Raw genomic sequence first — 24,178 nt, 5'->3', positions numbered from 1 at the left:
GAGGCGTTAGCTCCTGGAGAGAGCATGGATTTCAAGGCTTTGGTGGATATTCTCGCCTCCCTCGCGGCGATCGTGGCGGTGGTCTCTGTCTTGGTCGGGTGGTACCGCAGTGCTAGGAAGCCCTTGAAGGTCGTCCGGGTGGTCGTGCACAAGACGAAAAACGACATGATGTTCATTTTGGTGACGAAGAATCGGCAGCCCTACCCGGTTAAGACCAAGCGCATTGACTGTTATAAGCACAAGATATTCGAGGTCCAGAAAAAGGCCGGAGGCAAGCCGGAGTACGCTGAGCGTCTTTCCAGCCGAGAGGCGCTGTTCATGGGAAGCTCCGAGTTTGAAGTCCCAGCGAATGCGAACACGGATCTGCGCATCAATGTCACCGGAACTGCGGACATCCCCAACCGCCTACTTTTTTCCGTTGATACCTCCCACGGATATCACGAGCTCTGGTGCGACGATATCAGCGTCCTCGAAGTAGGAAGGACGGAGGTCTACAGCGTGGATTACAAGAACGAGTACAAATCAAAGGCGGCGGCAAAGGTGATGTACCGCTGGAAGCTAGTACAAGAGCTAACCAGGCGCTGCAGCCGACGGCTTCGCCGCGGCTGAACTTCAACGTTATATCAATCTAGGGATAGCTGAAAGAATAATTAAACTATATGAAATGTAGTCATTGGAAACTTTCTTTATGGGTTGGGCTACTCTGTTGGTGCTAAGAAAGGCGGAAATGAGGTTTTGTCAGTCGTAAACCTGCTTCAACAAACGCCAGCAGACAAAGAGCTGGGCGATGTACTTTTAGAACTTCCTGGAGTTGTGGGGCTCATAGAGTTTAAAAAGCTGGCAGGTTAGAAAAAGAGATGCAAAGACACCCTCAATCAAAGTCTGCATTGGGAGAAGGTTATATAAGCATTTCTTTGTCTGAGGGTATTTATTGGTATATTGAAACCGTGCCTGTTGATCTCTATAGCGCCAATGGAGGTGATTCAGGTCTCAGTCAGTACTTTATAAATCAAACTAATCCATTCTACGAGAAAAATGGGGTTCAAAGCTTAAGCCGTGGTTTGGTGTAGGCAAGGTATAACAGGGTGCTGCTAGGGACAAATTTACTCTGCGTTTCGGTCTGCCCCAGAGCACGGCGTTAGACATCATAGGAGAAGCTTTCGATGTTCAAGGAAGTCGGTGGGGTTCAGATACAAACCAAGCACAGAGCGTCATGCCATTGCGGCTCAGTGGTACTGGAGTTGAGCCTGCCTGATGGCGTGGTAAATCCGCGCCGCTGTGATTGCTCCATGTGCCGACGCAGAGGCGCGATCGTTGCTTCTGTTTCTTTAAACGGCATTCGCGTTCTGCAAGGCGCCGAGCATCTGAAGCTCTACCAATTCAACACGCTCACTGCCAAGCACTATTTTTGCTCGAATTGTGGCATCTATACGCATCATCAGCGCCGCTCCAACCCTAGTGAGTATGGTTATAACGTAGGCTGCCTTGAAGGCGTTAACCCTTTTGCCATCCCCGATGTTACGACCAATGACGGCGTCAATCACCCGTCGGATCGGCAAGAGGTCTAACTTTCATTCCAACCGAAGCCGCTTCGCAGCACGGCTTAATTCACGCGCGGGCTAACGTGATCTATATGCCAAGACGTAAGGAGCTAAAGGGAATTGCCTCTGGCATCTCCAGTAGCTTTTCGTCCAGGAACAACGACGTGGATGGATACTGGGCACTTGGAGTATTATACAAACTGGTGGCCGAAACAGGTTCCTATAGCTTTTCGCTCAACTTGGCGAATGGGAATTCCACCCCAGCGTTCAGGTTCAGTAGCCGTATCGCGAGGCCCTATGCGGATTTTTTGGATGAACAGCTTAAGAAAAAGGGCATTGGCTGGGAGCGCGTGAAGTCCGCGGTCATCAATGTGGTGTTTAACGTCCCGCCTACGAAAAGGCAGATTGGGATCAAATCTACTTGGGGTGAACCTTTTGTTTGCGCGGTACATCTCACGGACGATCTAAATAGAGTGTGGAGTTCTGAATTTAGAGGCTGATGTGGAATTCACGATCCGCTCAGAGAGCAGCGGAACGTTTGTAGATATGGCTAATAACCGATCGGTCAACGGGATCGCTTTTCCGGCGCGGCGAGCTACCAAGTCGGCCGCCGAGCCTAGGTGTTAAGCAAATGGAGGCGGGTTTGTTTGTCACTGAAGCAGTTGAACTGAAATTGCTGAGCCTGGAACACACCGAGCAGCTCTTTGATTTGGTGGATGGAAGTCGAGATCACCTGCGAGAATGGTTGCCATGGGTTGATGGAACCAAAACAGCGAATGACACTGAATCATTCATCAAGTCGACGCTCTGCCAGTATGAAGCTGGCAAGGGCCCTCAGTACGCGATCTTTTATGGCGGCGCAATGTGCGGGGCTTGTGGCTTCCACCCATTCGAGCTGGCGAATAGGATTGGCGGGGTCGGCTACTGGCTGAGTCGGGCCTACGTCGGGAAAGGCATCATGACATCCGCCGTGAGATCTTTGGTGAACATAGGGTTTAATGAGCACGAACTGAATCGAATTGAGATTGCCTGTGCGACGGGCAATGCAAGAAGTCGGGCGGTCCCCGAGCGCTTGGGTTTTACATTCGAGGGCGTACTTCGAGAGCGTGAGTACCTGCACGGCAGCTATGTGGACCATGCCCTCTATTCGATGCTGGCATCGGAGCTGTCATCGTTTGACAAGGCGTTGCATCGTTAAAGCCGGTGAGTGCGGCGTTATGTGGACGTTCCCATAGAGAATCTATATGGCATTCAGTGAGTTCGAAGCAAAGAAAATTGAGCGGGCCGCTTCTGAATTTCTTGAAGATCAGAGGCCGCCAGTCGAGATCAGAGCCAAGTTGGATCTAGCCGTTCGGGTTTCAGGTCAAAGCGTTCAGATTGTCGAAATTCTCCCCCATTTTCGGGATCCATCCATGAACATTGAATCGCCGGTAGCCAAAGCGACCTACGTCAAGAAATCTCAACGCTGGAAAATCTACTGGATGCGTAGCGATCTAAAGTGGCATTCGTACACGCCAGAACCTGAGTCACGCTCCATCGAGGAATTCTTTGCCATCGTGAGTGCTGACAAAAATGGCTGTTTCTTCGGGTAGCAGGTAACCCGTCATTCAAGCGCGTTTCCGGCCTGGCGGCTGGTCGCCGGATGCCCTCGGGAGTCGGGTAACAGTGGTGTTAATTTTCCACCAGGGACGCATGGCTGACACAACGCAAAGCCCCTGAGCCAGCTTGCTGGCTCAGGGGCTTTTTCGTTTTCTGCGCTGTTGCGACTTCGCTCTGGGTCACCGGGCGGCGATTGCCACACCGACCTTGGAGCGATTGGGCCGACCGATGGTTTGGGTGATCCAGGTACCGGTTTTCGCCAGCGTATCCAGATCGATGCCGCTCTCGATGCCGAGGCCGTCGAGCAGGTAGACGACATCCTCACTGGCCACGTTGCCGGAGGCCCCTTTGGCGTAGGGGCAGCCACCGAGGCCGGCGACGGAGCTGTCGATCACGGCGATACCTTCTTCCAGCACGGCGTAGAGGTTGGCGAGCGCCTGACCGTAAGTGTCGTGGAAGTGGGCGGCGAGCTTGTCCCTGGGAATGCCGCGGCTGACTGCTTCGAGCATGCGCTTGGCTTTGAGTGGGGTGCCGGTGCCGATGGTGTCTCCGAGCGAGACTTCGTAGCAGCCCATCTCATACAGCGCCTTCGCGACCTCGGCGACCCTGTCCGGGGCGATCTCGCCTTCGTAGGGGCAGCCGAGCACGCAGGAGACATAGCCTCGCACGCGGACGTTGGCGGCCTTGGCGCGTTCCAGTACCGGCGCGAAGCGTTGCAGCGATTCGGCGATCGAGCAGTTGATGTTCTTCTGCGAGAAGGCCTCGCTGGCAGCGCCGAACACGGCGACTTCCTCGACAGCGCATTCCAGCGCGGCGTCCAGCCCCTTGAGGTTGGGGGTGAGGGCGGCGTAGGTCACGCCGGGCCGGCGGGCCAGGCCGGACATTACCTCGCGGTGATCCGCCATCTGCGGCACCCACTTGGGCGAGACGAAGCTTGCCGCCTCGATGTGGGTAAGGCCCGCGGCGCCCAGGCGGTCGATCAGCTCCAGCTTGGTGGCGGTGCTGATTGCCTCGGGTTCGTTCTGCAGGCCGTCGCGGGGGCCGACTTCGACGATGCGGACCTGTCTGGGAAGTGCCATCAACTGTCTCCTGCCTGAAATGCCAGCAGCATGTCCCCCTGGCCGACGGTATCGCCGCTCTGGAAGTGGAAGCTATCCACGTGGCCGTCGGCGGGGGCGCTCAGGGTATGCTCCATCTTCATCGCTTCCATCACCATCAGCGGCGTGCCCTTGGTGACGCGTTGCCCCGGCTCGACGAGCAGTTCCACCACGGTGCCGTGCATGGGCGCGGTAAGGGTGGCGTCGACCTCGTGCTGGCCGTGGTCGACGGCGTCGAGTCGCCGCCAGGCGAGGCGCACTTCGCCGTGGACATCGCCGAGAATCAGCCGGTCGCCGTCGGCGGCGCGCTCGTGACGTGCCAGGTAGCGCCGGCGGTGGCCGTCGAGGGTGATTGCCACGGCGTCGCCGTCGAGCCGCTGTAACTGGCCCTGAAAGCTTTCGCCGTTGACGTTGAGGCGCCAGTCGCCGTTGGCGCTCGGGCGCTCGGCGCGCACGGTAACGATCGCGTCGCTGTCACTGGCGTCCGCGGCATGGGTCGGGTCAGCCAGGGCGATGCGCACCTGGCGGGGGGCGTTGAGCCGCCAGCCGTCGCGACGCGCCCAGGGGGCGTCGTCGGCCTCGCCCTGCAGGTGATCGAGCGCCTGCAGGGCGAGCCGTGCGTAGGTGGCGGCGTCGGGCGCGCGGTTGGCGAAGAGCTCGTCGTGGTGATGCTCGATGAAGCGGGTGTCGAGTTCGGCGCGCTGGAAGGCGGGGTGGCCGGCCAGACGCTGCAGGAAGGCGCGGTTGGTGGTCACGCCGACCACGTCGAGCGCCGCCAGGGCGCGGTTGAGGGTGGCCAGCGCCTGGTCGCGGTCGTCGCCGTGAACGATCAGCTTGGCGAGCATCGGGTCGTAGTGCATCGAGACTGCGTCACCGGCCTCGACGCCGCTGTCGAGGCGTACCCGTTCGGCGTCCAGTGCGGCGCCGGTCAGGTCGAGGCCGAAACGCTCGAGGGTCCCCGTCGCCGGCAGGAAGTCCTGCGCCGGATCCTCGGCATAGAGCCGGGCCTCGAAGGCATGGCCGCTGATGGTGAGTTCATCCTGCGTCCTGGGCAGCGGCAGGCCGGCGGCGACGGCGAGCTGCCATTCGACCAGGTCCTCGCCGGTGATCATCTCGGTGACCGGGTGCTCGACCTGCAGGCGGGTGTTCATCTCCATGAAATAGAAGGACCCATCGGCATCCAGCAGGAACTCGACGGTGCCGGCGCCGACATAGCCGATCTCGCGGGCGGCGCGCACGGCGGCCTCGCCCATCTCGCGGCGCAGTGCCTCGGTCATGCCCGGGGCGGGGGCTTCTTCGAGTACCTTCTGGTGGCGGCGCTGCACCGAGCAGTCGCGCTCGAACAGGTAGACGCCGTCGCCCTGGCTGTCGCAGAACACCTGGACCTCGACGTGGCGCGGCTGGGTCAGGTATTTCTCGATCAGCATGCGGTCGTCGCCAAAGGCGGCGCGTGACTCGCGGCGGCACCCGTCGAGGGCGGCCTGGAAATCGTCGCTGGACTCGACCACGCGCATGCCCTTGCCGCCGCCACCGGCACTGGCCTTGAGCAGTACCGGGTAGCCGATGCGTTCGGCCTCGGTCTTGAGGTGATCGTCGTTCTGCTCGTCGCCATGGTAGCCGGGGACCAGCGGCACGCCGGCGGTCTCCATGTGCGCCTTGGCGGCGGACTTGTCGCCCATGGCGGCGATCGCCGAGGCCGGCGGGCCGACGAAGGCGATGTCGGCGCGCTCGCAGGCGGCGACGAACTCGGCGTTCTCGGAGAGAAAGCCGTAACCCGGGTGGATGGCGTCGGCGCCGGTGCGCCGGGCGGCCTCGATCACGGCGTCGATGTCGAGATAACTCTCGTGGGCCGGTGCGGGTCCCAGTCGCACGGCTTCGTCGGCCTCGCGGACGTGGCGGGCGTTGGCGTCGGCATCGGAATAGACGGCGATGCTGCGCAGCCCCAGGCGGCGGGCGGTGCGGATCACCCGGCAGGCGATCTCGCCGCGGTTGGCGATCAGTACCGAGCCCAGCGGGCGGGGCGCAGTGGCGAGACTCATGAGCGGGATTCCTTGTCGTCGTCGCCGGCCGGTCGCCAGGCGGGGGGGCGTTTGTCGAAGAAGGCGGCCAGGCCCTCCTGGCCTTCGTCGCTGACGCGCAGCTCGCTGATCACCCGGCAGGTGGTCTCGCGGGTGGCATCGCTGTCGGGGTCGCGGGCCACTTCGGCGAGCAGGGCCTTGGTGGCGCGCTGCGCCCGGGGCGAGGCCTCGAGGAGCCGGGCGACGTAGTGCTCGACGCGCTCGTCGAGTTCGTGGCTGCCGGCGACTTCGTGGACCAGGCCCAGCGTCTGCGCGGTGGTGACGTCCATGACTTCCGCGGTCAGCGCGAAGCGGCGCATCTGGCGGCTGCCGATGGCGCGCTGCACATAGGGGCTGATCACCGCCGGCGAGAGGCCGATCTTGACCTCGGAGAGGCAGAATCGCGCCGCCTCCGAGGCGACGACGATGTCGCAGCACGCCGCCAGACCCACCGCGCCGCCGTAGGCCGCGCCCTGGGCGCGGCACAGCGTGGGGCAGGGCAGGCTGTCGAGGCGCTGCATCAGGCGCGACAGCTCACGGGAATCGGCGAGGTTGTCATCGACACTGTAGTCGACCATGCGCTTCATCCAGTGGAGATCGGCGCCGGCGGAGAAGTGCTTGCCCTCGGAGCCCAGCACCACCACGCGCACCTCGCCGCGCTCGGCAGAGTCGTGCAGACGATCGAGATGGCCATTGAGCTCGCCGATCAGCGCATCGTCGAAGGCGTTGTGGACGTCGGGCTTGTCGAGGGTCAGCCGGGCGACGCCGCGGGAATCGATCCGAAGCTTTGCAAAGCTTGTTGTGTCTGTCATATACAGCGGCCTCATCGGTAAAGCTGTAAGCCGTAAGCGTTAAGCTGTAAGAACCCCAGTTAGGCCTTCGAAGCGTGCGGTGGAAACTTCCAGCTTACAGCTTCAAGCTTATAGCTCCCCTTGCGCAGCAAGGGGCTCACATCCGAAACACCCCGAAGCGCGTCTCTTCGATCTCGGCATTCATCGCTGCCGCCAGCGCCAGTCCGATCACGTCGCGGGTCTGCAGCGGGTCGATGACGCCGTCGTCCCACAGCCGTGCGCTGGCGTAGTAGGGGTGGCCCTGACGTTCGTACTGGTCGCGGATCGGCGCCTTGAAAGCGTTCTCGTCGGCTTCGCTCCAGGTCTCGTCGCTGCGCTCGAACTGGTCGCGCTTGACCTGGGCGAGCACGTTGGCGGCCTGCTCGCCGCCCATCACCGAAATGCGTGCGTTGGGCCACATGAACAGCAGGTTGGGGTCATAGGCACGGCCGCACATGCCGTAGTTGCCGGCGCCGAAACTGCCGCCGATCAATACCGTGAACTTGGGCACCTTGGCGCAGGCCACGGCGGTGACCAGCTTGGCGCCGTGCTTGGCGATGCCTTCCTGCTCGTACTTGGAACCGACCATGAAGCCGGTGATGTTCTGCAGGAAGATCAGGGGAATACCGCGCTGGGCACAGAGTTCGATGAAGTGCGCGCCCTTCACGGCGGACTCCGAGAACAGCACGCCGTTGTTGGCGACGATACCCACCGGGTGGCCGCACCAGTGGGCGAAGCCGGTGACCAGGGTGTCGCCGTAGTAGCGCTTGAACTCGTCGAAGTCGGAGTCGTCGACCAGTCGCGCGATCACTTCGCGCACGTCATAGGGCTTCTTGAGGTCGGTCCCCACGATGCCGTAGAGCTCGTCCGGGTCGAGCCGCGGCGGGCGCGATTCTCGCATTGCCAGCTCGCCGCGCTTGTGCCAGTTCAACCGCGATACCGCGCGCCGGGCGAGCTGCAGGGCGTGGGCGTCGTTGTCGGCATAGTGGTCGGCCACGCCGCTGACCTTGGCGTGCACGTCGGCACCGCCCAGGTCCTCGGCGCTGATCGTCTCGCCGGTGGCGGCCTTCACCAGCGGCGGGCCGCCGAGGAAGATGGTGCCCTGGTTGCGCACGATGATCGACTCGTCGGCCATGGCCGGCACGTAGGCGCCACCGGCGGTGCACGAGCCCATCACCACGGCGATCTGCGGGATGCCTTCGGCGGAGAGCGTGGCCTGGTTGTAGAAGATGCGCCCGAAGTGGTCGCGGTCGGGGAACACCTCGTCCTGGTGGGGCAGGTGGGCGCCGCCGGAGTCGACCAGGTAGAGGCACGGCAGGCGGTGCTTGCGGGCGATCTCCTGGGCGCGCAGGTGCTTCTTCACCGTGAGCGGGAAGTAGGTGCCACCCTTGACCGTGGCGTCGTTGGCGACGATCACGCACTCCACGCCGGACACGCGGCCGATGCCGGCGACCACACCCGCCGCCGGCACCTCGGTGCCGTAGACCTCATGGGCGGCCAGCGCGCCGATCTCGAGGAACGGCGCGCCCTCGTCGAGCAGGTGGTCGATGCGATCGCGAACGAACAGCTTGCCGCGGGACTCGTGCCGCTCGCGGGCCTTGTCGCCACCGCCCCGGGCGATCGACGCGGTCAGCGCGTGGAGCTTGCCGACCTCGGCGCGCATCGCCGCCTCGTTGGCCTGGAAGGCCTCGGTGCGCGGGTTGATCTGGGTCTGAAGAATAGCCATTCATCTCTCCGAGATGAGCTATAAGCTATAAGCCGGAAGCTGTAAGAAAAGCCTCAATGCAGTTACTTACCGCTTAAAGCTTATGGCTTACCGCTGGGTTTATGCCGATTCATTGAACAGTTCGCGACCGATCAACATCCTTCGAATCTCGCTGGTGCCGGCGCCGATCTCGTAGAGCTTGGCGTCGCGCAGTAGTCGCCCGGTGGGATACTCGTTGATGTAGCCGTTGCCGCCGAGCAGCTGGATGGCGTCCAGCGCCACCTGGGTGGCCTTCTCGGCGCAGTAGAGGATCACCCCGGCGGCGTCCTTGCGCGAGGTACGGCCGCGATCGCAGGCGCTGGCCACGGCATACAGATAGGCCCGGCAGGCGTTCAGGGTGGTGTACATGTCCGCCACCTTGCCCTGAACCAGCTGGAACTCGCCGATCGACTGGCCGAACTGCTGGCGCTCGTGCAGGTAGGGGACCACCACGTCCATGGCCGCCTGCATGATGCCGATGGGCCCGGCGGCGAGCACGGTGCGCTCGTAGTCGAGCCCGCTCATCAGAACCTTCACCCCGCGGTTTTCCTCGCCGAGCACGTTTTCGGCCGGGACTTCGCAGTCCTCGAACACCAGCTCACAGGTATTGGAGCCGCGCATGCCCAGCTTGTCGAGCTTCTGCGCGGTGGAGAAACCGGCGAAGCCCTTCTCGATGATGAATGCAGTGATGCCCTTGGAGCCGGCGTCGGGGTCGGTCTTGGCATAGACCACCAGCACGTCGGCGTCGGGGCCGTTGGTGATCCACATCTTGTTGCCGTTGAGCACGTAACTATCGCCGCGCTTCTCGGCGCGCAGCTTCATCGATACCACGTCGGAACCGGCGCCGGGTTCAGACATCGCCAGCGCGCCGACGTGCTCGCCGCTGATCAGCCGGGGCAGATACCTGGCCTTCTGCCCGGCATTGGCGTTGAGCTTGAGCTGATTGACGCACAGGTTGGCGTGGGCGCCGTAGGACAGGCCCACCGAGGCGCTGGCCCGCGAGATCTCTTCCATGGCGATGCAGTGGGCGAGATAACCCATGCCGCTGCCGCCGTCCTCTTCCGGCACGGTGATACCGAGCAGGCCCATGTCGCCGAACTTCCGCCACAGATCCTCGGGGAAGACGTTATCGTGGTCGATCTGCGCGGCCCGCGGCGCGATCTCGTCGCGGGCGAAGGCGTTGACGTGGTCGCGCAGCATGTTCAGTTCGTCGGGGAGGCCGAAGTCGAGTGGCGTATAGGGGGCGTGCATGGCTGGGTTCTCCTTGGCGAAGCGGGCGGCGTCAGGGGCGGCGCGTGTCGATTCTCAAGCGGGGTGCCGGTCGCTTGTTTCCGTTGACGTTAACGTAAGGTGGCGTGACCGGTTTCGCCATCCGACCATCGTCTCAGCCCCGCTCGCGGCGGCGCCATGAGGCGACCGGCACGAGATCTGCCGAACGCTGCATTGACATTGGTATCTGCATGCCCGTGCAGGATATCTTTGTCTGACGGTAGAAGTGCTTTACGTTAACGTCAATATGGCTCCCGGGCTTCTGCCTGGAGCGCCGGGTCGCAAGCAGAGGAAGAAAGACACATGGGATTATGGACGGGAACGCCCACGCTGGATGACGTGGAAAGGAGCTGCCGGGATACGCTGGTCAGCCATCTGGGGATCGAGTTCACCGAGCTGGGCGAGGAGACGCTGAGTGCCCGGATGCCGGTGGATTCGCGAACGCATCAGCCGATGGGGCTGTTGCATGGCGGCGCCTCGGTGGTCCTGGCGGAGACCCTGGGCAGTATCGCCGCCAACATGTGTCTGAAGGAGCCCGGCAAGCAGGCGGTGGGGCTCGAGATCAATGCCAATCACCTGCGCGCGATGCGCTCGGGCTGGGTCCACGGGACGGCACGGCCCTGGCACATCGGTGCCAGTACCCAGGTCTGGGAGATCCGCATCGAGGACGAGCGTGGCCGCCTGGTGTGCATTTCGCGGCTGACCATGGCCGTGGTCAACGCCAGGGACTGACAGGCCGCAAGACGCCCCGGCACCGGGCCGGGGCGCCATGTCACCAACGGGTGCCGAAACCTATACCGAGTCGCGCATCGCCCGGTCGTGCTGGGGCAGGATCAGGTTGAGCACGATGGCGATCAGCGCGCCGGGGATCAGTCCGGAATCGACGATCGCCGTCAGGTTGTCCGGCAGTCCCGCGTAGAGGCCTTCCTGAGCGGGCAGGCCCAGCGCGGTGGCCAGGGACATGGCCATGATCAGCATGTTGCGCTTGTTGAACTCGATACCGCTGAGCATCTTGATGCCGGCACTGGCGATCATGCCGAACATGATCACCACGGCGCCGCCGAGGACCGAGTTGGGAATGCCCGAGATGATCGCGCCCAGCTTGGGCAGCAGCCCGGCGATGACCAGGAAGCCGCCGCCGATGGCGACCACGAAGCGACTGATCACGCCCGTCAGGGCGACGATGCCCACGTTCTGGCTGAAGCTGATCTGCGGGTAGGCGTTGAAGATCGCCGCGAAGACGCTCGCCAGACCGTCGGCCATGACGCCGCCGGAAAGCTCCTTGGGGGTGGGCTCGCGGTTGGCGCCACCGACCGTGGTACCGACGATGTCGCCGATCGACTCGGCACAGGTGACGATCGCCAGCAGCACCACCGGCAGGATGGCGGCGAGGTGGAACTCCACGCCGATCGCGAAGGGCACCGGCAACGAGAACCAGGCGGCGGACTGCAGGCCGGAGAAGTCCACGTAACCGAACAGCAGAGCGACCACGAAGCCGGTGACCAGCCCCACCAGGGGGGACATCTCCGACCAGATGCCTCGGCCGAACTGGTGCAGGCCGATGGTCACGACCAGTACCAGCGCGGCCAGCAGCCAGTGGTGCAGGGCGCCGAAGTCCTCAGCACCGAAGCCGCCGCCGATGTAGGCGAAACCGACCGGCATCAGGAGGGTGCCGATCATGATCACGAAGGTGCCGGTGACCACCGGCGGGAACAGGAAACGCACATAGGGCAGGAACAGCCCGACCAGCGCCATCGCGACGCCGCCGCACAGCGCCGCGCCAAGCGCCGTGGGCACGCCCATGCCCACGGCGATGGGAATCAGCACCGGCACGAAACCGAAGCTGGTGCCCATGACGATCGGCAGTCGCGCGCCGATGGGTCCCAGCCCCAGCGACTGGATCAGGGTGGCGATCCCGGCGACGAACATCGCCGCCTGGATCATCAGCGTGGTCTGCGCCTCGGACAGGCCGGCGGCGCCGGCGATGATGATCGGCACGGTGACGTTACTGACGAACATCGCCAGCACGTGCTGGATGCCCAGCGGTATCGCGCGCCGGAGCGGGGGCATGGCGTTGACGTCGTGGGTACTGCGCACGCGCGGGGGCGTCTCTTGAACCGGCTCGGAAGCGGTGGTCATCGAGTCTTTCTCCGGGTTGTTGTTGTGGCAGGGGTAGCAACGCGCTGCCGCCTGGCAGCGCGGAATTACAGCGCCTCGCGCAGGCGGCGAGCCGCCTGGCTGTGGCGGGCCAGCAGCTCGCTCAGGTCGACGTCGCAGGGCTCGCCGTCGGTGACCCGCCAGCGACCGGCGACCATGACCCGGTCGGCCCGGTGCGCGCCGCACAGCAGCAGCGCCGCCAGCGGATTCTCGGCGCCCGAGAAGCGCGCCTCGTCGAGCCGGAACAGCGCCAGGTCGGCCTGCTGGCCGGCCGCCAGCCCGCCGATGTCGTCGCGCCCCAGGCAGCGTGCCGAGCCTTGAGTCGCCCAGCGGATCACCGTCTCGTGGGTGATCTCGCCCGGGGCGTAGCGCAGCCGCCCCAGGAGCAGCGCCTGGCGCATCTCCTCGGCGAGGTTGGAGTGATCGTTGGAGGCGGAGCCGTCCACGGCCAGGCCCACCGGCGCGCCGGCCGCCTCGAGTTCCAGCGTGCGGCACAGTCCCGAACCGAGCACCATGTTCGACGACGGGCAGTGGGCGATGCCGGTGCCCGCCCGGCCGAGCCGGACGATCTCGTCGTCGTCGAAGTGGATGCCGTGGGCCAGCCAGGTACGATCGCTCAGCCAGCCGCAGGCTTCCAGGTAGTCGAGCGGGCGCAGGCCGAACTGTTGCTGGCAGAACGCGGTTTCGTCGGCGGTCTCGGCGAGATGGGTGTGCAGGCGTACGTCGTTGCTCTCGGCCAGGCGCGCCGTCTCTTGCATCAGCTCGCGGCTCACCGAGAAGGGCGAGCAGGGCGCCAGGGCGATGCGCGTCATCGCCCCGTCGTCGGGCTCGTGATAACGGTCGATCAGACGCTGACTGTCGTCGAGGATGGTGCGCTCGTCCTGGACCACCGATTGCGGCGGCAGGCCGCCGGCATCGCGTCCCAGACTCATCGAGCCGCGAGTCAGCGCGGCGCGCACACCGAGACGCCGGGCGGTCTCGACCTGGACGTCGATGGCGTGGGTCAGTGCGCCGGAGAACACGTAGTGGTGATCGGCCACCGTGGTGCAGCCGGACATCAGCAGCTCGACCATCGCCAGCTCGCTGGCCAGCGCCAGTTGCGGTTCGTCGAGGTTGGCCCAGACATCGTAGAGGGTGGTCAGCCAGGGAAAGAGCGGCTTGTTGAGCGCCGGCGAGTAGGCGCGGGTGAGCGTCTGATAGACGTGGTGATGGGTATTGACCAGCCCGGGCAGCAGCACATGGTTGCCGGCGTCGAAAACGTCGTCGACGCGGGATTGCGGCCGGGCGCCATCCGCCACGGCTTCGATGATTCGCTCGCTTTGTATCACCACGCCGCCGGCCGCGGCCGCATCACTGCAGGCGAGGGGCTGACGAATCCAGAGAGTGCGCTTTGTCTCGGTCATTGAAGTCTCCTCAGCAATGGACGCAACACCCCCATCACGTTCGAGGGTTACCCACCTCAAGGTGGTTCAGGTGCCTGTCCGATGCCGGAGATGTATTGTGTACTATTGTTGTATACCAAAATCGTCGATCGTGACTTCAGTTGTCAAGGCGGGATCTTGTCGCCATCTGGCGACTTATGCCGTGTGCCGTTTTTCGCTAGGGTGGCAGCGAGGAGAAAAACCGACCAGAAAAAGGAGAATAGCCATGTTGCCGATACGAGCCCTGATGACCCTGATGATGAGTACCATGGTACTGGCCGGCTGCAGTTACACACCCGCTCGCATCGACCCTGAGCCGGTCGTCGAGATTGGCGATGGTCACCACGACCATGATCACGGTCGCGGCGATGGGGACTTCTGTCCGCCGGGCCAGGCCAAGAAAGGCAATTGCTGACACCGGCTCAGCCATCCGCTGGGGCGCGAATGCTATCCTCCATCGGCGGTGCCTGGTCTGCCAACAAAGACGCCACGGCAGTTTCCGTGGCGTGATCTCAAGGCTCCCTGGGCGGTCATCCCTGCCGCACGGCCTTGCGGCCGTTCCCTGAGCGCTTCCTGCGCTCTCGCTTCCGTGACGCGCTGAACGGCAGTGTCCGTTGCCTGATGCAGCGATGTGGCGCGGTGGTGTTTTACCCGCTCAGTCTGGCGCGTTCACATGTCAATGTGATGACGAGGTCGTGGCAAACCAATCCTTCATCACCCCGGTTATCCGGCGCATCTCGTCGTGCGTGGTGACGTAGGCCGGCATGGTGTAGAGCCAGCGACCGAAGGGGCGTAACCAGACCCCGCGCGAGCGGGCGAACGCCTGAGCACCGTCGAGGTCCGCGTCATCGTGCACCTCGATGACGGCGGTGGCGCCCAGCACCCTGACGTCGGCGATACGTGAATTGCCAATCAGGTCGCCGTCTTCCTGCAACTCCTCACGGAGAATCGTGTTCAGGCCGGCAATCTTGTCGAGGTAGGCCTCTTCCTCGAAGACGGCCAGGCTCTCCAGCGCCACGCGACAGGCCAGTGGGTTGCCCATGAAGGTCGGGCCATGCATGAAGGCCCGGCCCGGATCGTCGCTGAGGAAGGCCGCGAAGACGGAAGACGTCGCCAGCGTCGCGGCATGGCCGAGATAGCCGCCGGTCAGCCCCTTGGAAAGCACCATGATGTCCGGCGTGACGCCGGCGTGCTCGGCGGCGAACAGCTTGCCGGTGCGGCCGAAGCCGGTAGCGACCTCGTCGAAGATCAGCAGGATATCGAATTCATCGCATAGCTCGCGAGCCGCCCTGACGTATGCCGGTGAGGTCATGTTCAGGCCGCCTGCCGCCTGCAGCATGGGTTCCATCAGCAGGGCGGCGGTCTCCGTGTGGCATCGTTCGAGCGTTGCCCGAAGGGCGGCGATGTCGGTATCGATGGCCTCGCGGGTGGCGTGGTAGCCGGCTCGGGGGGCTGGCGCGAAATGGTGCCGGGGCAGAAATCCGGCAAACAGTGCATGCATGCCTTCCTCGGGGTCGCAGACTGCCATGCAGCCGGTGGTATCGCCGTGGTAGGCACCCATGAGTGACAGCATGCGGTGTTTCTCCGGCTGTCCGCGTTGTACCTGATACTGCACGGCCATCTTCATGGCGACCTCCATGCCCACCGAGCCGCTGTCGGAAAAGAACACGTGGTTCAATCCCGCCGGGGTGATGCGTACCAGGGTGTCGGCCAGCCGTTGAGCCGGCTCGTGGCTCAGGCCGCCGAGCATGACATGGCACAGGGTGTCGGCCTGGTCCTTGATGGCTTTCACCAGCCTGGGGTGCCCGTAACCATGGATCATGCACCACCAGGAGCAGGTCGCATCGATGAGGGTTTCGCCGCCCTGCAGATGAAAGCGGGCGCCTTCGCCACCGACGACGGTGGGTGCCGTAGGACTGGTGAGCATCTGCGCGTAGGGGTGCCACAATGATGAGGGGGGAAGGGATTGGTTCATTAGTCAACCTTGTATCTTTTAATTGGTTGACAATGCTAGCGACGGGGGCCAGTAGTGTCCATGGCCCGCTGCCGGACTCGTGCCGTTCTACCGCCCCCTTCACGATCGCGACGCATTGCTTTCCCCTGCAGCCCTTTTCACCGGGAGTCGGCAAGCCGCTATTCGCGTTGTTCCGGGATGCCCGCGAGTGGCAGATTTAACCGTCGGCTCGAAAGCCGCCGGTCACGTATTGACGGACGGCGATTACTTAAAGGAAATTAGCCGAAAAGTGAAAAAGAGCCACGCCGATAACTCGCACTTGGCATAAAAGCGTTATCGGTTGATAATGGAGGGGCATCTCGTTAATCCCATCCGAAGAAAGAAGGCAACATCCCAATGTCGCTACTCAGTGAGTACATGAAGAAAGAACAGCTGCTCAAGCAACTCAGTGAAGAGTTGAAGCAGCTCGAAGGCGATCAGCGGCTCAAGAACGAACTGGACTTCAAGGAGCGCCTGGAAGCGCTCATGAGCGAGTTCGACAAGAGCCCGCGAGACGTCATCGACATGCTCGATCCGAAACCGCAGCAGAGCACGGCTGCCAGCCAGGCCAAGACGACGTCCAGTGGCCGGCGCAAGCGTAAACTGAAGATCTACAAGAATCCGCACACCGGGGAAGTCGTCGAAACCCGGGGTGGCAACCAGAAGACGCTCAAGGCGTGGAAGGACGAGCACGGTGCCGAGACCGTCGAATCCTGGCTGGTGCGCACCGAAGATTGACATCGCCTGCGATGACGCGCCTTGCCGTCGGCTTAGAGCTTATTTCCAAACCCTCTGATGATGGGCGCCGGTGGCAGGGCAAAGCGAGGGTCCTTTGCCATGGCCGGAAAATGCTCCTTTCCATTCCGGCATTCCCGCCATCCATGGTGGTCAGATAGCAAAGGTAGCGCCCACGGAGGGGTTTACAGCGCCCTCGCGACGCCCTGCCGCCGGAGAAGCCTGTTTCATCTACCGGTTGTGAAAGGCGTTCTAATCCCGTCGGGTGCGGTCATCCCGATGATCCGTGCAATCGGCGAGGAATCGCCCGAGACCTCGTCGATTGTTTGCAATTCCAGCATCTTGGGGTAGGATGGCATCCCCGCACTGTCCCATGGCCTCTTCCGTGGGTCCATGATTCGCTGTTAATTGACCAGTGTGCTGTTCGTTAATCTCCTCGGACATCGTTCGTGTGTGCGATGTATCGAGAATGATAAGGCACGGTTGTCTTGAGACTATGAAAAACTACGGCCCGAGAAGGAATTCGCAGCTCAGCGAGCGCGAGAAGCTGCGTCAGTTCAATGAACTCGACGACGCCTTTGCCAAGGCCCTGCGAGACCTGGACGCGTCCAGCGAGGCATCTTCGCGTAACGCAAGGCGCGATTTCGAAAAGCAGTTGCGCGATCTCATGAAAGACTTCCAGCAAAGCGACGATAGCGTTCGTGATCTGCTGAGTATCATGCTGGAATATGAAGCGAGCTGATCCATCCGAACGGCATTCTTCCGCACTCTTTCCGTGCAGCCGCCATTCGCAACGTCCTGTTCCAGGCATCCCTCGCCCTGCCATGCGTCCCCGTTGATGCCGCCCGGTAGGGCCGCTAGGGCGGGGTAGTGGCAAGAAGGCGGTCGCGTATCACGCCTTTTCATGGTTTTGCCGCTGCCGGGGAGCGCTACGATGGACGCCTCCTGAATCCCCAACGAGATTCGTCCCGAATGAATGTATCCACTCTGATCGGCATCGTCGCAAGCGTGCTGCTGCTTGGGTGTGTGGTGTTGTTGAGCGCCGATTCGGCGACCGGCTTCGTCAACCTGCCCGGGCTCCTGATCGTTCTGGCCGGAACGCTGGCGGCCACCTTCATCAGCTATCCGCTGCGGGAGGTGGTTCGCGTGGTACGGCTGGTCGGTGTGGTCTTCCGGCGCGAGGACAGCTACATCGAGGAGGACATCCGCGAGCTCGTGGCGATGGCCCGCCTCTGGTTCAAGGGCGACATCCGCGCCGTCGAGAAGCTGCTGAAACAGGCCCGGAATCCCTTCCTGCGTACCGGGGTCCAGCTGGTCATCGATAACACCCGCGAAGAGGAAGTCCTCGATCTGTTGCACTGGCGGATCGCCCGTCTCAAGGCCAGAGAGCTTGCCGAAGCCCAGATCTTTCGCACCATGGCAGCCTACGCTCCGGCTTTCGGGATGATCGGTACCCTGGTCGGGCTGGTCAACATGCTCCAGGTCATGCAGCTCGGTGAAATCGCCACCGTCGGCCCCAAGATGGCCGTCGCCCTGCTGTCGACCTTTTACGGGATTCTGCTGGCCAACCTGGTCTGCAAGCCGATCGCCGTCAAACTCGAGCGCCGTACCGAACAGCGGCTGATCGCCATGAACATGGTGCTCGAAGGCGTATCGCTGATCGCCAAGCGGCGGTTGCCGTCGTTCGTCGAGGAAACGCTCAACTCCTTCGTGGCCACGCCGCATGACGAGATGCGCGACCCGCCGCCAAGGCGGCTCAAGCGCAAGGACGGCCCCGTCAATGCTTGAACATCCCCGGCGCCGGAATGACCGCCACCATCGATTGCTGGCGGTCCACCCGCATGAACGCGACGGCGATGGCTGGATGATCAGCTACATGGATATCATGACCCTGCTGGTCGCCCTGTTCGTGCTGCTTCTCACCGTCAGCGGCGGGGCCGGGGGTATCGTCGGTGCCGTGCGCGGGGCGCTCGAGGCGAATCAGGCCAACGCGGCCCAGGCGATCGATAGCGCGGCGGTGGCGGCGGCGCGTCGGGTTTCTGCCGGCGCGGCACCGAGCGCGGGCGGTCCGCGTACCATGCCACGCGGCACGGGCATCCGCATCACGGCGTTGCAGGCTCCACCGCGAATCAACCCTGTGGCGCTGGCCAGCGCTCAGTTGATCGCGGGGCGAGGGATGATGGCCCCCGCGCGGTCAGACGCGCGTGACGTGGCGATTTCGGCGCCGGCGCTCGCCGCCGCCCGGCAGGTCGGGGCGCGCCAGGCGCTGATCAGCGAGCCCGCCAGGCTGGCGGCACTCGCCGTGGCTCGGGCGATGCCGCAGCAGAGCCCGCTGCCGGTGATCGACGGCGTCGAAGTGTCTCGCGTGAAGGGTGGCATCAACCTGCGCATTCAGGACCATCTGCTGTTTGGTTCCGGCGATGCCGATCTGACCGATCCCGGACGCGACGTCGTGCAGGGGCTGGTGTCGCTGCTCGAACAGTACGAGGGAGAAATCTCCGTCGAAGGACATACCGACAGCGTGCCGATCGACACGCCGCGGTTCCCGTCCAACTGGGAGTTGTCGAGCGCCCGGGCGACGGCCATTCTGCGTTATCTGGTCAAGGCCGGGGTCGATCCGTCGCGACTGCGCGCCGTGGGGTACGCCGACACGCGTCCCTTGCAGAGCAACGCGACGAACCAGGGGCGCGCGGCAAACCGCCGTGTCGAGATCCTCATTCATGCCCCTGCCTCGTGAATGAGGTATCATCCGCCGGAATGAGATTCGCCAGCCCCCGTATCCGCGGGGGCCAACTCGTAAAGCTTGGCAGGGCCATGTCGAACAATCGAAACACTCGCACCAATACCTGGAAGACGCGCTCGCGCAATGCCGCGAGCGCCTATACCGACAAGCAGATCGAACAATATCTGTTCTTGCTGATCTACTCCGGTCGCCATTCTAATGCCGAGAGCCTGTTTGCGGAGCTGCGGAAGATGTTGCCGGGTGTGGACCCGACACAGATGAATCGCGTCGCGCACCAGTTCGCGGCCGAATTGAGGAATGCCGGCCTGACGTGACGTCTGTCGCAAACACGCGGGCTCGCCATGAGGTGGCCCCGCGTGTTTCCGGCGCCCTGCGGACCTCGCCTGCGCCCGCGGCGGGGGGCCTTGTTTCGTCCCCGACCGTGGATCGCGTTACCAAACGACATCAAAAGTAATCCTCGATATCTTTTTGTTACGATAATACCGGTATTCTTTCTGCAACACTTTGAAATAACCTTTGTAGGAGATGTTTCAATCGACTGATCGAGAGTCGATCCCATCGGAAAAGACCGTCGGCTGCCGGGACTCGGTTTCATGGCATACCCTGTGGCCTCCAAGACGGCGTGACCACCGATAGAAGACAATAATTCGCGGGGGAGCACATGGGCCAGAAGTCGCGAGTCGCCGTTCTCAGCCTTGTGTGGCTGATCGCGTTGGCGTCTGCGCCGTACACGACGCTGATGCTGCTGGAGTTCGATCCCCGGAATCAACCGCAGACCCTGATTGCCCAGCTTCACCTCGTGCCCATCGGCATGGTCGTGCTCAATGCCATGCTGTTCTTCATGGCCTTCGCGATGACCCGGCTCTGTGACGAGATCGCTAAACTCGAGCGTCACCGGGAGCATGACGATCACGAACCGCCGACCCAGGGTATCGATGAAAGCGGCAATACGCGTAACGCCGTGCTCAAGATCCTGCGGCTGGGCAAGAACAGCCCCTTGCGCGGGCGTATCACCGAACGCGCCCTGATCTGCTCGATCAATGACGTGGCCCCCAGGACCGCGGCCGAGGCCAATCAGGCCCTGGTCGATGGTATCAACGAGGTGGAGTGGCTCGATGCCCGTGGGGCGTTGCACAAGACCCGCTTTTCCACGCACCAGTCGGATCTGCTGGCCCAGTTCGAGCAGGTCGCGTCACCGCGCGATACATCTGCTGCCGCCACGGGAGACCGGGGCATGAGTGCCTGACGGCCGAGGCGGATCGCGTTACCCTTTCTCGAGGTTACTGACTTGAGCGGATGGCAATGCCGGCGTTGATCTTTTTTACATCCCTGTTGGCCTTGATGAGCGTGGTCTCGGTGTCGCTGGTGCGTCGCTGGTCACGAGGCACGCCAAGGAAGGCCTCTCGGGCCGGGCAACGCAAGCCCCGGGGCGCGGCGACGAACCGCCGCTCCGCCGGCGATGGCAAGCAGCGCCGTGGGGCGGCGGGCGCGTCATCGGCAAAGAAGGGCAAGCAAGCGGCCAAGGGCGCGGGCCGCAAGGCGCCCAGGCCGCGTCGCGAGTGGCGCTGGCCACGCTTGCCGGTACCGCCGGCCCTGGCGTCCTGTCTGCCGCTGGGACTGCTGTTGACGCTGGTGGCCGGTGCCGGGCAACTGGCGCTGTACGGGCTGCGTCGCGCGCCCGATATCCCCCCCGATGACCCGCGCCTGGCCTCGCTCGACAATGCGCTGGCGGCGATCAGTCTGGGCGCCGTGGTCTTGTTGATCATGGGGCTGGCCGGGTGGCTCGCCGCACGCCGTGCTGCCTGAAGGGATCGCCCGCGAGAAGGGCGCGCGTCCGAGAAGGCGCATGGTATAGTGGCGCATTTTTCGCGGTTCGGTAGTGTCATGAACATTCTGATCACCGGCATGGCCGGCTTCATCGGCCATGCGGTCGCCAAACGCCTGGCCGGCGATGGACACACCATCGTCGGTATCGACAACCTCAACGACTACTACGATGTCGGCCTCAAGCAGGCGCGGCTCGAGGATCTGGCGCACTTTGCCAATGTGCGCTTCGAGCGGCTCGACCTGGCGGATGATGCCGGCATGCAGGCGCTGTTCGACACCGAGCGCTTCGATCGAGTGATTCATCTGGCGGCCCAGGCCGGGGTGCGCTATTCGATCGACAACCCGCGTGTCTATGCCCAGTCCAACCTGGTGGGGCACCTCAACGTGCTCGAAGGCTGTCGTCATCAGCAGGTTCCGCACCTGATCTATGCCTCGTCGAGCTCGGTCTATGGCATGAATGCCAAGGTCCCGTTCGAGACCCGCGACAACGTCGATCATCCCATCAGCCTCTATGCGGCGACCAAGAAGTCCAACGAGTTGATGTCGCACACCTATGCGCACCTCTACGGCATCCCCACCACGGGGCTGCGCTTCTTCACCGTCTATGGCCCCTGGGGGCGCCCGGACATGGCCTTGTTCAAGTTCACCCGGGCGATTCTCGAGGGCCGCCCGTTGTCGGTCTACAACCATGGCGAGATGTCGCGGGACTTCACCTACATCGACGATATCGTCGAGGGCATCGTGCGCATCCAGGATGTGATCCCCAGCGCGCATCGCGAATGGACCAGTGAAGCGACGGTCCCGGATGTCGCGCGTGCGCCCTTCACGCTGTACAACATCGGCCATGGCAGCCCGGTTTCGCTGATGGATTTCATCCGCGCCATCGCCTCGGCCACCGGGCGCACGGCGCGCTGCGACTTTCAGGACATGCAGCCGGGCGACGTGCCCCAGACCTGGGCCGATACCGAGGCGCTGTTCGCGGTAACCGGCTATCGGCCGCGGGTCGGCGTCGACGAGGGGGTTGCCCGATTCGTCGACTGGTATCGCGACTTCTATCAGGTCTGACCGTCACCCGGTGCGGCGACGGCTTGTCGGCGCCAACACAATCGACAGGAAAGCTTTGCCATGAAAATCACCATCTTCGGCACCGGCTACGTGGGCCTGGTCACCGGAACCTGCCTGGCCGATGTCGGCCACGACGTGCTGTGCATGGATGTCGACACGGCCAAGATCGCCCGTCTCGAGGCCGGCGAGATCCCCATCTACGAGCCGGGCCTGGAGGCCATGGTGCGCAGCAACGTCGCCGAAGGACGGCTGCGTTTCACGTCCGACGTCGCCGACGCGGTGGCCTTCGGCACCTTGCAGTTCATCGCCGTGGGCACGCCCCCGGACGAGGACGGGAGCGCCGATCTTCAGTACGTGCTGGCGGTGGCGCGCAGCATCGGCGAGCACATGCACGACGACAAGGTGATCGTCGACAAGTCCACCGTGCCGGTGGGGACCGCCGAGCGTGTCGAGGCCGAGGTGCGTCGGGCCCTCGACGCGCGCGGCAGTCGGTTGACCTTCGATGTCTGCTCCAACCCGGAGTTCCTCAAGGAAGGTGCGGCGATCGAGGATTTCACCCACGGTGCGCGGATCATCGTCGGCACCGACTCGTCGCGGGTCGAGACATTGATGCGCGAATGCTACGCGCCCTATAACCGCCATCACGAGAAGCTGATGGTCATGGACGTGAAGAGCGCCGAACTGACCAAGTACGCGGCCAATGCCATGCTGGCCACCAAGATCAGCTTCATGAACGAGATCGCCAATCTCGCCGAGCGGCTGGGCGCGGACATCGAGCAGGTGCGACGCGGGATCGGCTCGGATCCACGGATCGGCTATCACTTCATCTATCCCGGCTGCGGCTATGGCGGGTCCTGCTTTCCCAAGGATGTCCAGGCCCTGGCACGCACCGCCGGCGATATCGGCTATCGGGCCGAGCTGCTCGAGGCGGTGGAAGCGGTCAACCAGCGCCAGAAGGCCACGCTGTTCGGCAAGCTGGCCCAGGCCTTCGACGGCGACCTGACCGGCAAGACCGTCGCGGTCTGGGGCCTGGCCTTCAAGCCCAATACCGACGACATGCGCGAGGCGCCCAGCCGCACGCTGATGGAAGCCCTGTGGGCCGCTGGTGCCCGTGTCCGGGCCTTCGACCCCGAGGCCATGGAGGAGTGCCGGCGGCTGTACGGCGAGCGTGACGAGCTGGACCTCGTCGACAGCCGTGAACAGGCCGTGGCCGGCGCCGATGCGCTGGTGATCTGCACCGAATGGAAGGCCTTTCGCAGCGTCGACTTCGCCTGGCTCAGGCGGACGCTGGCGGTGCCCGTCGTCGTCGACGGCCGCAATCTCTACGACCCGCAGGCGGCCCGCGAGGCGGGACTGCTCTACTACGCCGTGGGGCGCGGGGCCTCTCTGGCCAGGCACTGAAGCCGCCCTGTATCGACAAGGCCCCGGCTCGATGAACGAACCTCCCGACGATCGGGGGCCATTCATGAGCCGGGGCCTTGGCATTTCAGGTGGCCCGGAGCGGGCGATCAACGCATCAGCAACGGCGTGACCAGCATGCCGCCGGCGAGGAGCATGGCGAACAGGCACAGGGCCAGCAGGAAGGGCTTGACCCCCAGGGCCTTGAGCTTTTCCAGGCGCGTCTCGAAGCCCAGCGCGGCCATCGCCATGGCCAGGGCGATCTGTCCGATCACCACCAGCGACTGATGCAGCGGCGCCGGCAGGGCGACGAGGCTGTTGAAGACGACCATCGCCAGGAAGCCGAAGGCGAACCAGGGGATCACCAGACCGCCGCGGACCACCTCGGTGTTGCCTTCGCTGGCCTGCCGGCGGATCCACCACTGGCCGACCACCAGCAGGAAGGGGACGAGCAGCATCACCCGCACCAGCTTGACGATCACCGCGTTGGCCAGCGCCTGCGGGCCCACCGCATCGCCGGCGGCGACCACTTGTGCCACTTCGTGGACGGTGGCGCCGATGTAGATGCCGAAGAGCCCTTCGTCCATGCCGGTGAGCGGGTAGAGCAGCGGGTAGACCAGCATCGCCAGCGAGCCGAACAGCACCACCGTCGCCACGGCCATGGACGTGGCGGCGGGCTTCGAACGGATCGTGGTCTCGGTC

At 63.6% G+C, this 24,178-nt stretch carries 24 protein-coding genes; 15 read left to right on the top strand and 9 right to left on the bottom strand.

What is annotated here, in order from left to right:
• The first annotated feature begins 24 nt into the window (after window positions 1–24).
• The 4 genes from D0901_RS17605 (at window position 25) to D0901_RS17585 (ending at window position 3,133) form a co-directional block, all read left to right on the top strand.
• Window positions 25–609, top strand: a complete 585-nt coding sequence (locus tag D0901_RS17605; RefSeq protein ID WP_129141612.1) for a hypothetical protein — start codon at window positions 25–27, stop codon at window positions 607–609.
• Between the two features lie 554 nt (window positions 610–1,163).
• Window positions 1,164–1,568 (top strand): GFA family protein, encoded by a 405-nt coding sequence (locus D0901_RS17595; protein ID WP_129141611.1) that lies wholly within the window; start codon window positions 1,164–1,166, stop codon window positions 1,566–1,568.
• 604 nt (window positions 1,569–2,172) lie between these two features.
• Entirely contained in the window at window positions 2,173–2,739 is a 567-nt protein-coding gene (locus D0901_RS17590) for a GNAT family N-acetyltransferase (protein ID WP_129141610.1), read from the top strand.
• A 46-nt stretch (window positions 2,740–2,785) separates the two neighbouring features.
• On the top strand, window positions 2,786–3,133 hold the full coding sequence (locus D0901_RS17585; RefSeq protein ID WP_129141609.1) for a DUF3024 domain-containing protein: 348 nt from the start codon (window positions 2,786–2,788) through the stop codon (window positions 3,131–3,133).
• A 186-nt stretch (window positions 3,134–3,319) separates the two neighbouring features.
• Here D0901_RS17585 and D0901_RS17580 read toward each other — a convergent pair whose 3' ends face one another.
• The 5 genes from D0901_RS17580 to D0901_RS17560 form a co-directional block, all read right to left on the bottom strand.
• Complete coding sequence (locus D0901_RS17580; RefSeq protein ID WP_129141608.1) at window positions 3,320–4,219, bottom strand: hydroxymethylglutaryl-CoA lyase; 900 nt, start codon at window positions 4,217–4,219, stop codon at window positions 3,320–3,322.
• Complete coding sequence (locus D0901_RS17575) at window positions 4,219–6,276, bottom strand: acetyl/propionyl/methylcrotonyl-CoA carboxylase subunit alpha (RefSeq protein ID WP_129141607.1); 2,058 nt, start codon at window positions 6,274–6,276, stop codon at window positions 4,219–4,221. The genes D0901_RS17580 and D0901_RS17575 overlap by 1 nt, the downstream gene beginning before the upstream one ends.
• Window positions 6,273–7,106, bottom strand: a complete 834-nt coding sequence (locus D0901_RS17570; protein ID WP_129141606.1) for an enoyl-CoA hydratase-related protein — start codon at window positions 7,104–7,106, stop codon at window positions 6,273–6,275. Before D0901_RS17570 ends, D0901_RS17575 begins: the two co-directional genes overlap by 4 nt.
• A gap of 136 nt (window positions 7,107–7,242) precedes the next feature.
• A complete protein-coding gene (locus tag D0901_RS17565) occupies window positions 7,243–8,850 on the bottom strand; it encodes a carboxyl transferase domain-containing protein (protein ID WP_129141605.1) in 1,608 nt (535 codons plus the stop codon).
• Between the two features lie 99 nt (window positions 8,851–8,949).
• The gene (locus D0901_RS17560) at window positions 8,950–10,119 is read right to left on the bottom strand and encodes an isovaleryl-CoA dehydrogenase (RefSeq protein WP_129141604.1); all 1,170 of its coding nucleotides are present in this window, start codon (window positions 10,117–10,119) and stop codon (window positions 8,950–8,952) included.
• A 321-nt stretch (window positions 10,120–10,440) separates the two neighbouring features.
• Here D0901_RS17560 and D0901_RS17555 point away from each other — a divergent pair, with 321 nt between their 5' ends.
• On the top strand, window positions 10,441–10,869 hold the full coding sequence (locus D0901_RS17555) for a hotdog fold thioesterase (protein WP_129141603.1): 429 nt from the start codon (window positions 10,441–10,443) through the stop codon (window positions 10,867–10,869).
• A 60-nt stretch (window positions 10,870–10,929) separates the two neighbouring features.
• Here D0901_RS17555 and D0901_RS17550 read toward each other — a convergent pair whose 3' ends face one another.
• Together D0901_RS17550 and D0901_RS17545 are read right to left on the bottom strand one after the other, a co-directional pair.
• Complete coding sequence (locus D0901_RS17550) at window positions 10,930–12,276, bottom strand: uracil-xanthine permease family protein (RefSeq protein ID WP_129141602.1); 1,347 nt, start codon at window positions 12,274–12,276, stop codon at window positions 10,930–10,932.
• A gap of 65 nt (window positions 12,277–12,341) precedes the next feature.
• On the bottom strand, window positions 12,342–13,697 hold the full coding sequence (locus tag D0901_RS17545) for an 8-oxoguanine deaminase (RefSeq protein ID WP_129141601.1): 1,356 nt from the start codon (window positions 13,695–13,697) through the stop codon (window positions 12,342–12,344).
• A 244-nt stretch (window positions 13,698–13,941) separates the two neighbouring features.
• On the opposite strand from D0901_RS17545, the gene D0901_RS17540 reads away from it, so the two are divergent.
• A complete protein-coding gene (locus tag D0901_RS17540) occupies window positions 13,942–14,130 on the top strand; it encodes a hypothetical protein (RefSeq protein WP_203234898.1) in 189 nt (62 codons plus the stop codon).
• A 261-nt stretch (window positions 14,131–14,391) separates the two neighbouring features.
• Here D0901_RS17540 and bioA read toward each other — a convergent pair whose 3' ends face one another.
• Window positions 14,392–15,690, bottom strand: coding sequence for an adenosylmethionine--8-amino-7-oxononanoate transaminase (bioA, locus tag D0901_RS17535; RefSeq protein ID WP_129141600.1), 1,299 nt, complete (start codon window positions 15,688–15,690; stop codon window positions 14,392–14,394).
• Between the two features lie 375 nt (window positions 15,691–16,065).
• Here bioA and D0901_RS17530 point away from each other — a divergent pair, with 375 nt between their 5' ends.
• The 9 genes from D0901_RS17530 (at window position 16,066) to D0901_RS17490 (ending at window position 23,479) form a co-directional block, all read left to right on the top strand.
• Entirely contained in the window at window positions 16,066–16,446 is a 381-nt protein-coding gene (locus D0901_RS17530) for a histone-like nucleoid-structuring protein, MvaT/MvaU family (protein WP_129141599.1), read from the top strand.
• A 493-nt stretch (window positions 16,447–16,939) separates the two neighbouring features.
• Window positions 16,940–17,185: a hypothetical protein gene (locus tag D0901_RS17525; RefSeq protein WP_129141598.1), complete on the top strand. Its 246-nt coding sequence runs from the start codon at window positions 16,940–16,942 to the stop codon at window positions 17,183–17,185.
• A gap of 230 nt (window positions 17,186–17,415) precedes the next feature.
• Complete coding sequence (locus D0901_RS17520) at window positions 17,416–18,231, top strand: motility protein A (RefSeq protein WP_129141597.1); 816 nt, start codon at window positions 17,416–17,418, stop codon at window positions 18,229–18,231.
• Complete coding sequence (locus D0901_RS17515; protein WP_162500909.1) at window positions 18,224–19,180, top strand: OmpA family protein; 957 nt, start codon at window positions 18,224–18,226, stop codon at window positions 19,178–19,180. The genes D0901_RS17520 and D0901_RS17515 overlap by 8 nt, the downstream gene beginning before the upstream one ends.
• 77 nt (window positions 19,181–19,257) lie before the next feature.
• The gene (locus D0901_RS17510) at window positions 19,258–19,500 is read left to right on the top strand and encodes a hypothetical protein (protein WP_129141595.1); all 243 of its coding nucleotides are present in this window, start codon (window positions 19,258–19,260) and stop codon (window positions 19,498–19,500) included.
• 347 nt (window positions 19,501–19,847) lie between these two features.
• Complete coding sequence (locus D0901_RS17505) at window positions 19,848–20,432, top strand: hypothetical protein (protein ID WP_129141594.1); 585 nt, start codon at window positions 19,848–19,850, stop codon at window positions 20,430–20,432.
• A 56-nt stretch (window positions 20,433–20,488) separates the two neighbouring features.
• The gene (locus tag D0901_RS17500; protein ID WP_129141593.1) at window positions 20,489–20,992 is read left to right on the top strand and encodes a hypothetical protein; all 504 of its coding nucleotides are present in this window, start codon (window positions 20,489–20,491) and stop codon (window positions 20,990–20,992) included.
• Between the two features lie 78 nt (window positions 20,993–21,070).
• Window positions 21,071–22,078 carry an NAD-dependent epimerase gene (locus D0901_RS17495; RefSeq protein ID WP_129141592.1) on the top strand — a complete coding sequence of 336 codons (1,008 nt, stop codon included), beginning with the start codon at window positions 21,071–21,073 and terminating at the stop codon, window positions 22,076–22,078.
• Between the two features lie 60 nt (window positions 22,079–22,138).
• Window positions 22,139–23,479, top strand: a complete 1,341-nt coding sequence (locus D0901_RS17490) for a UDP-glucose dehydrogenase family protein (protein WP_129141591.1) — start codon at window positions 22,139–22,141, stop codon at window positions 23,477–23,479.
• A gap of 107 nt (window positions 23,480–23,586) precedes the next feature.
• Here D0901_RS17490 and D0901_RS17485 read toward each other — a convergent pair.
• The coding region (locus tag D0901_RS17485; protein WP_129141590.1) for a YeiH family protein at window positions 23,587–24,178 on the bottom strand (592 nt) is incomplete at its 5' end.

It is taken from the genome of Modicisalibacter coralii (genome assembly GCF_004117855.1).
Lineage (GTDB): Bacteria > Pseudomonadota > Gammaproteobacteria > Pseudomonadales > Halomonadaceae > Modicisalibacter > Modicisalibacter coralii.
This window is presented reverse-complemented; position numbering and strand designations above follow the sequence as displayed.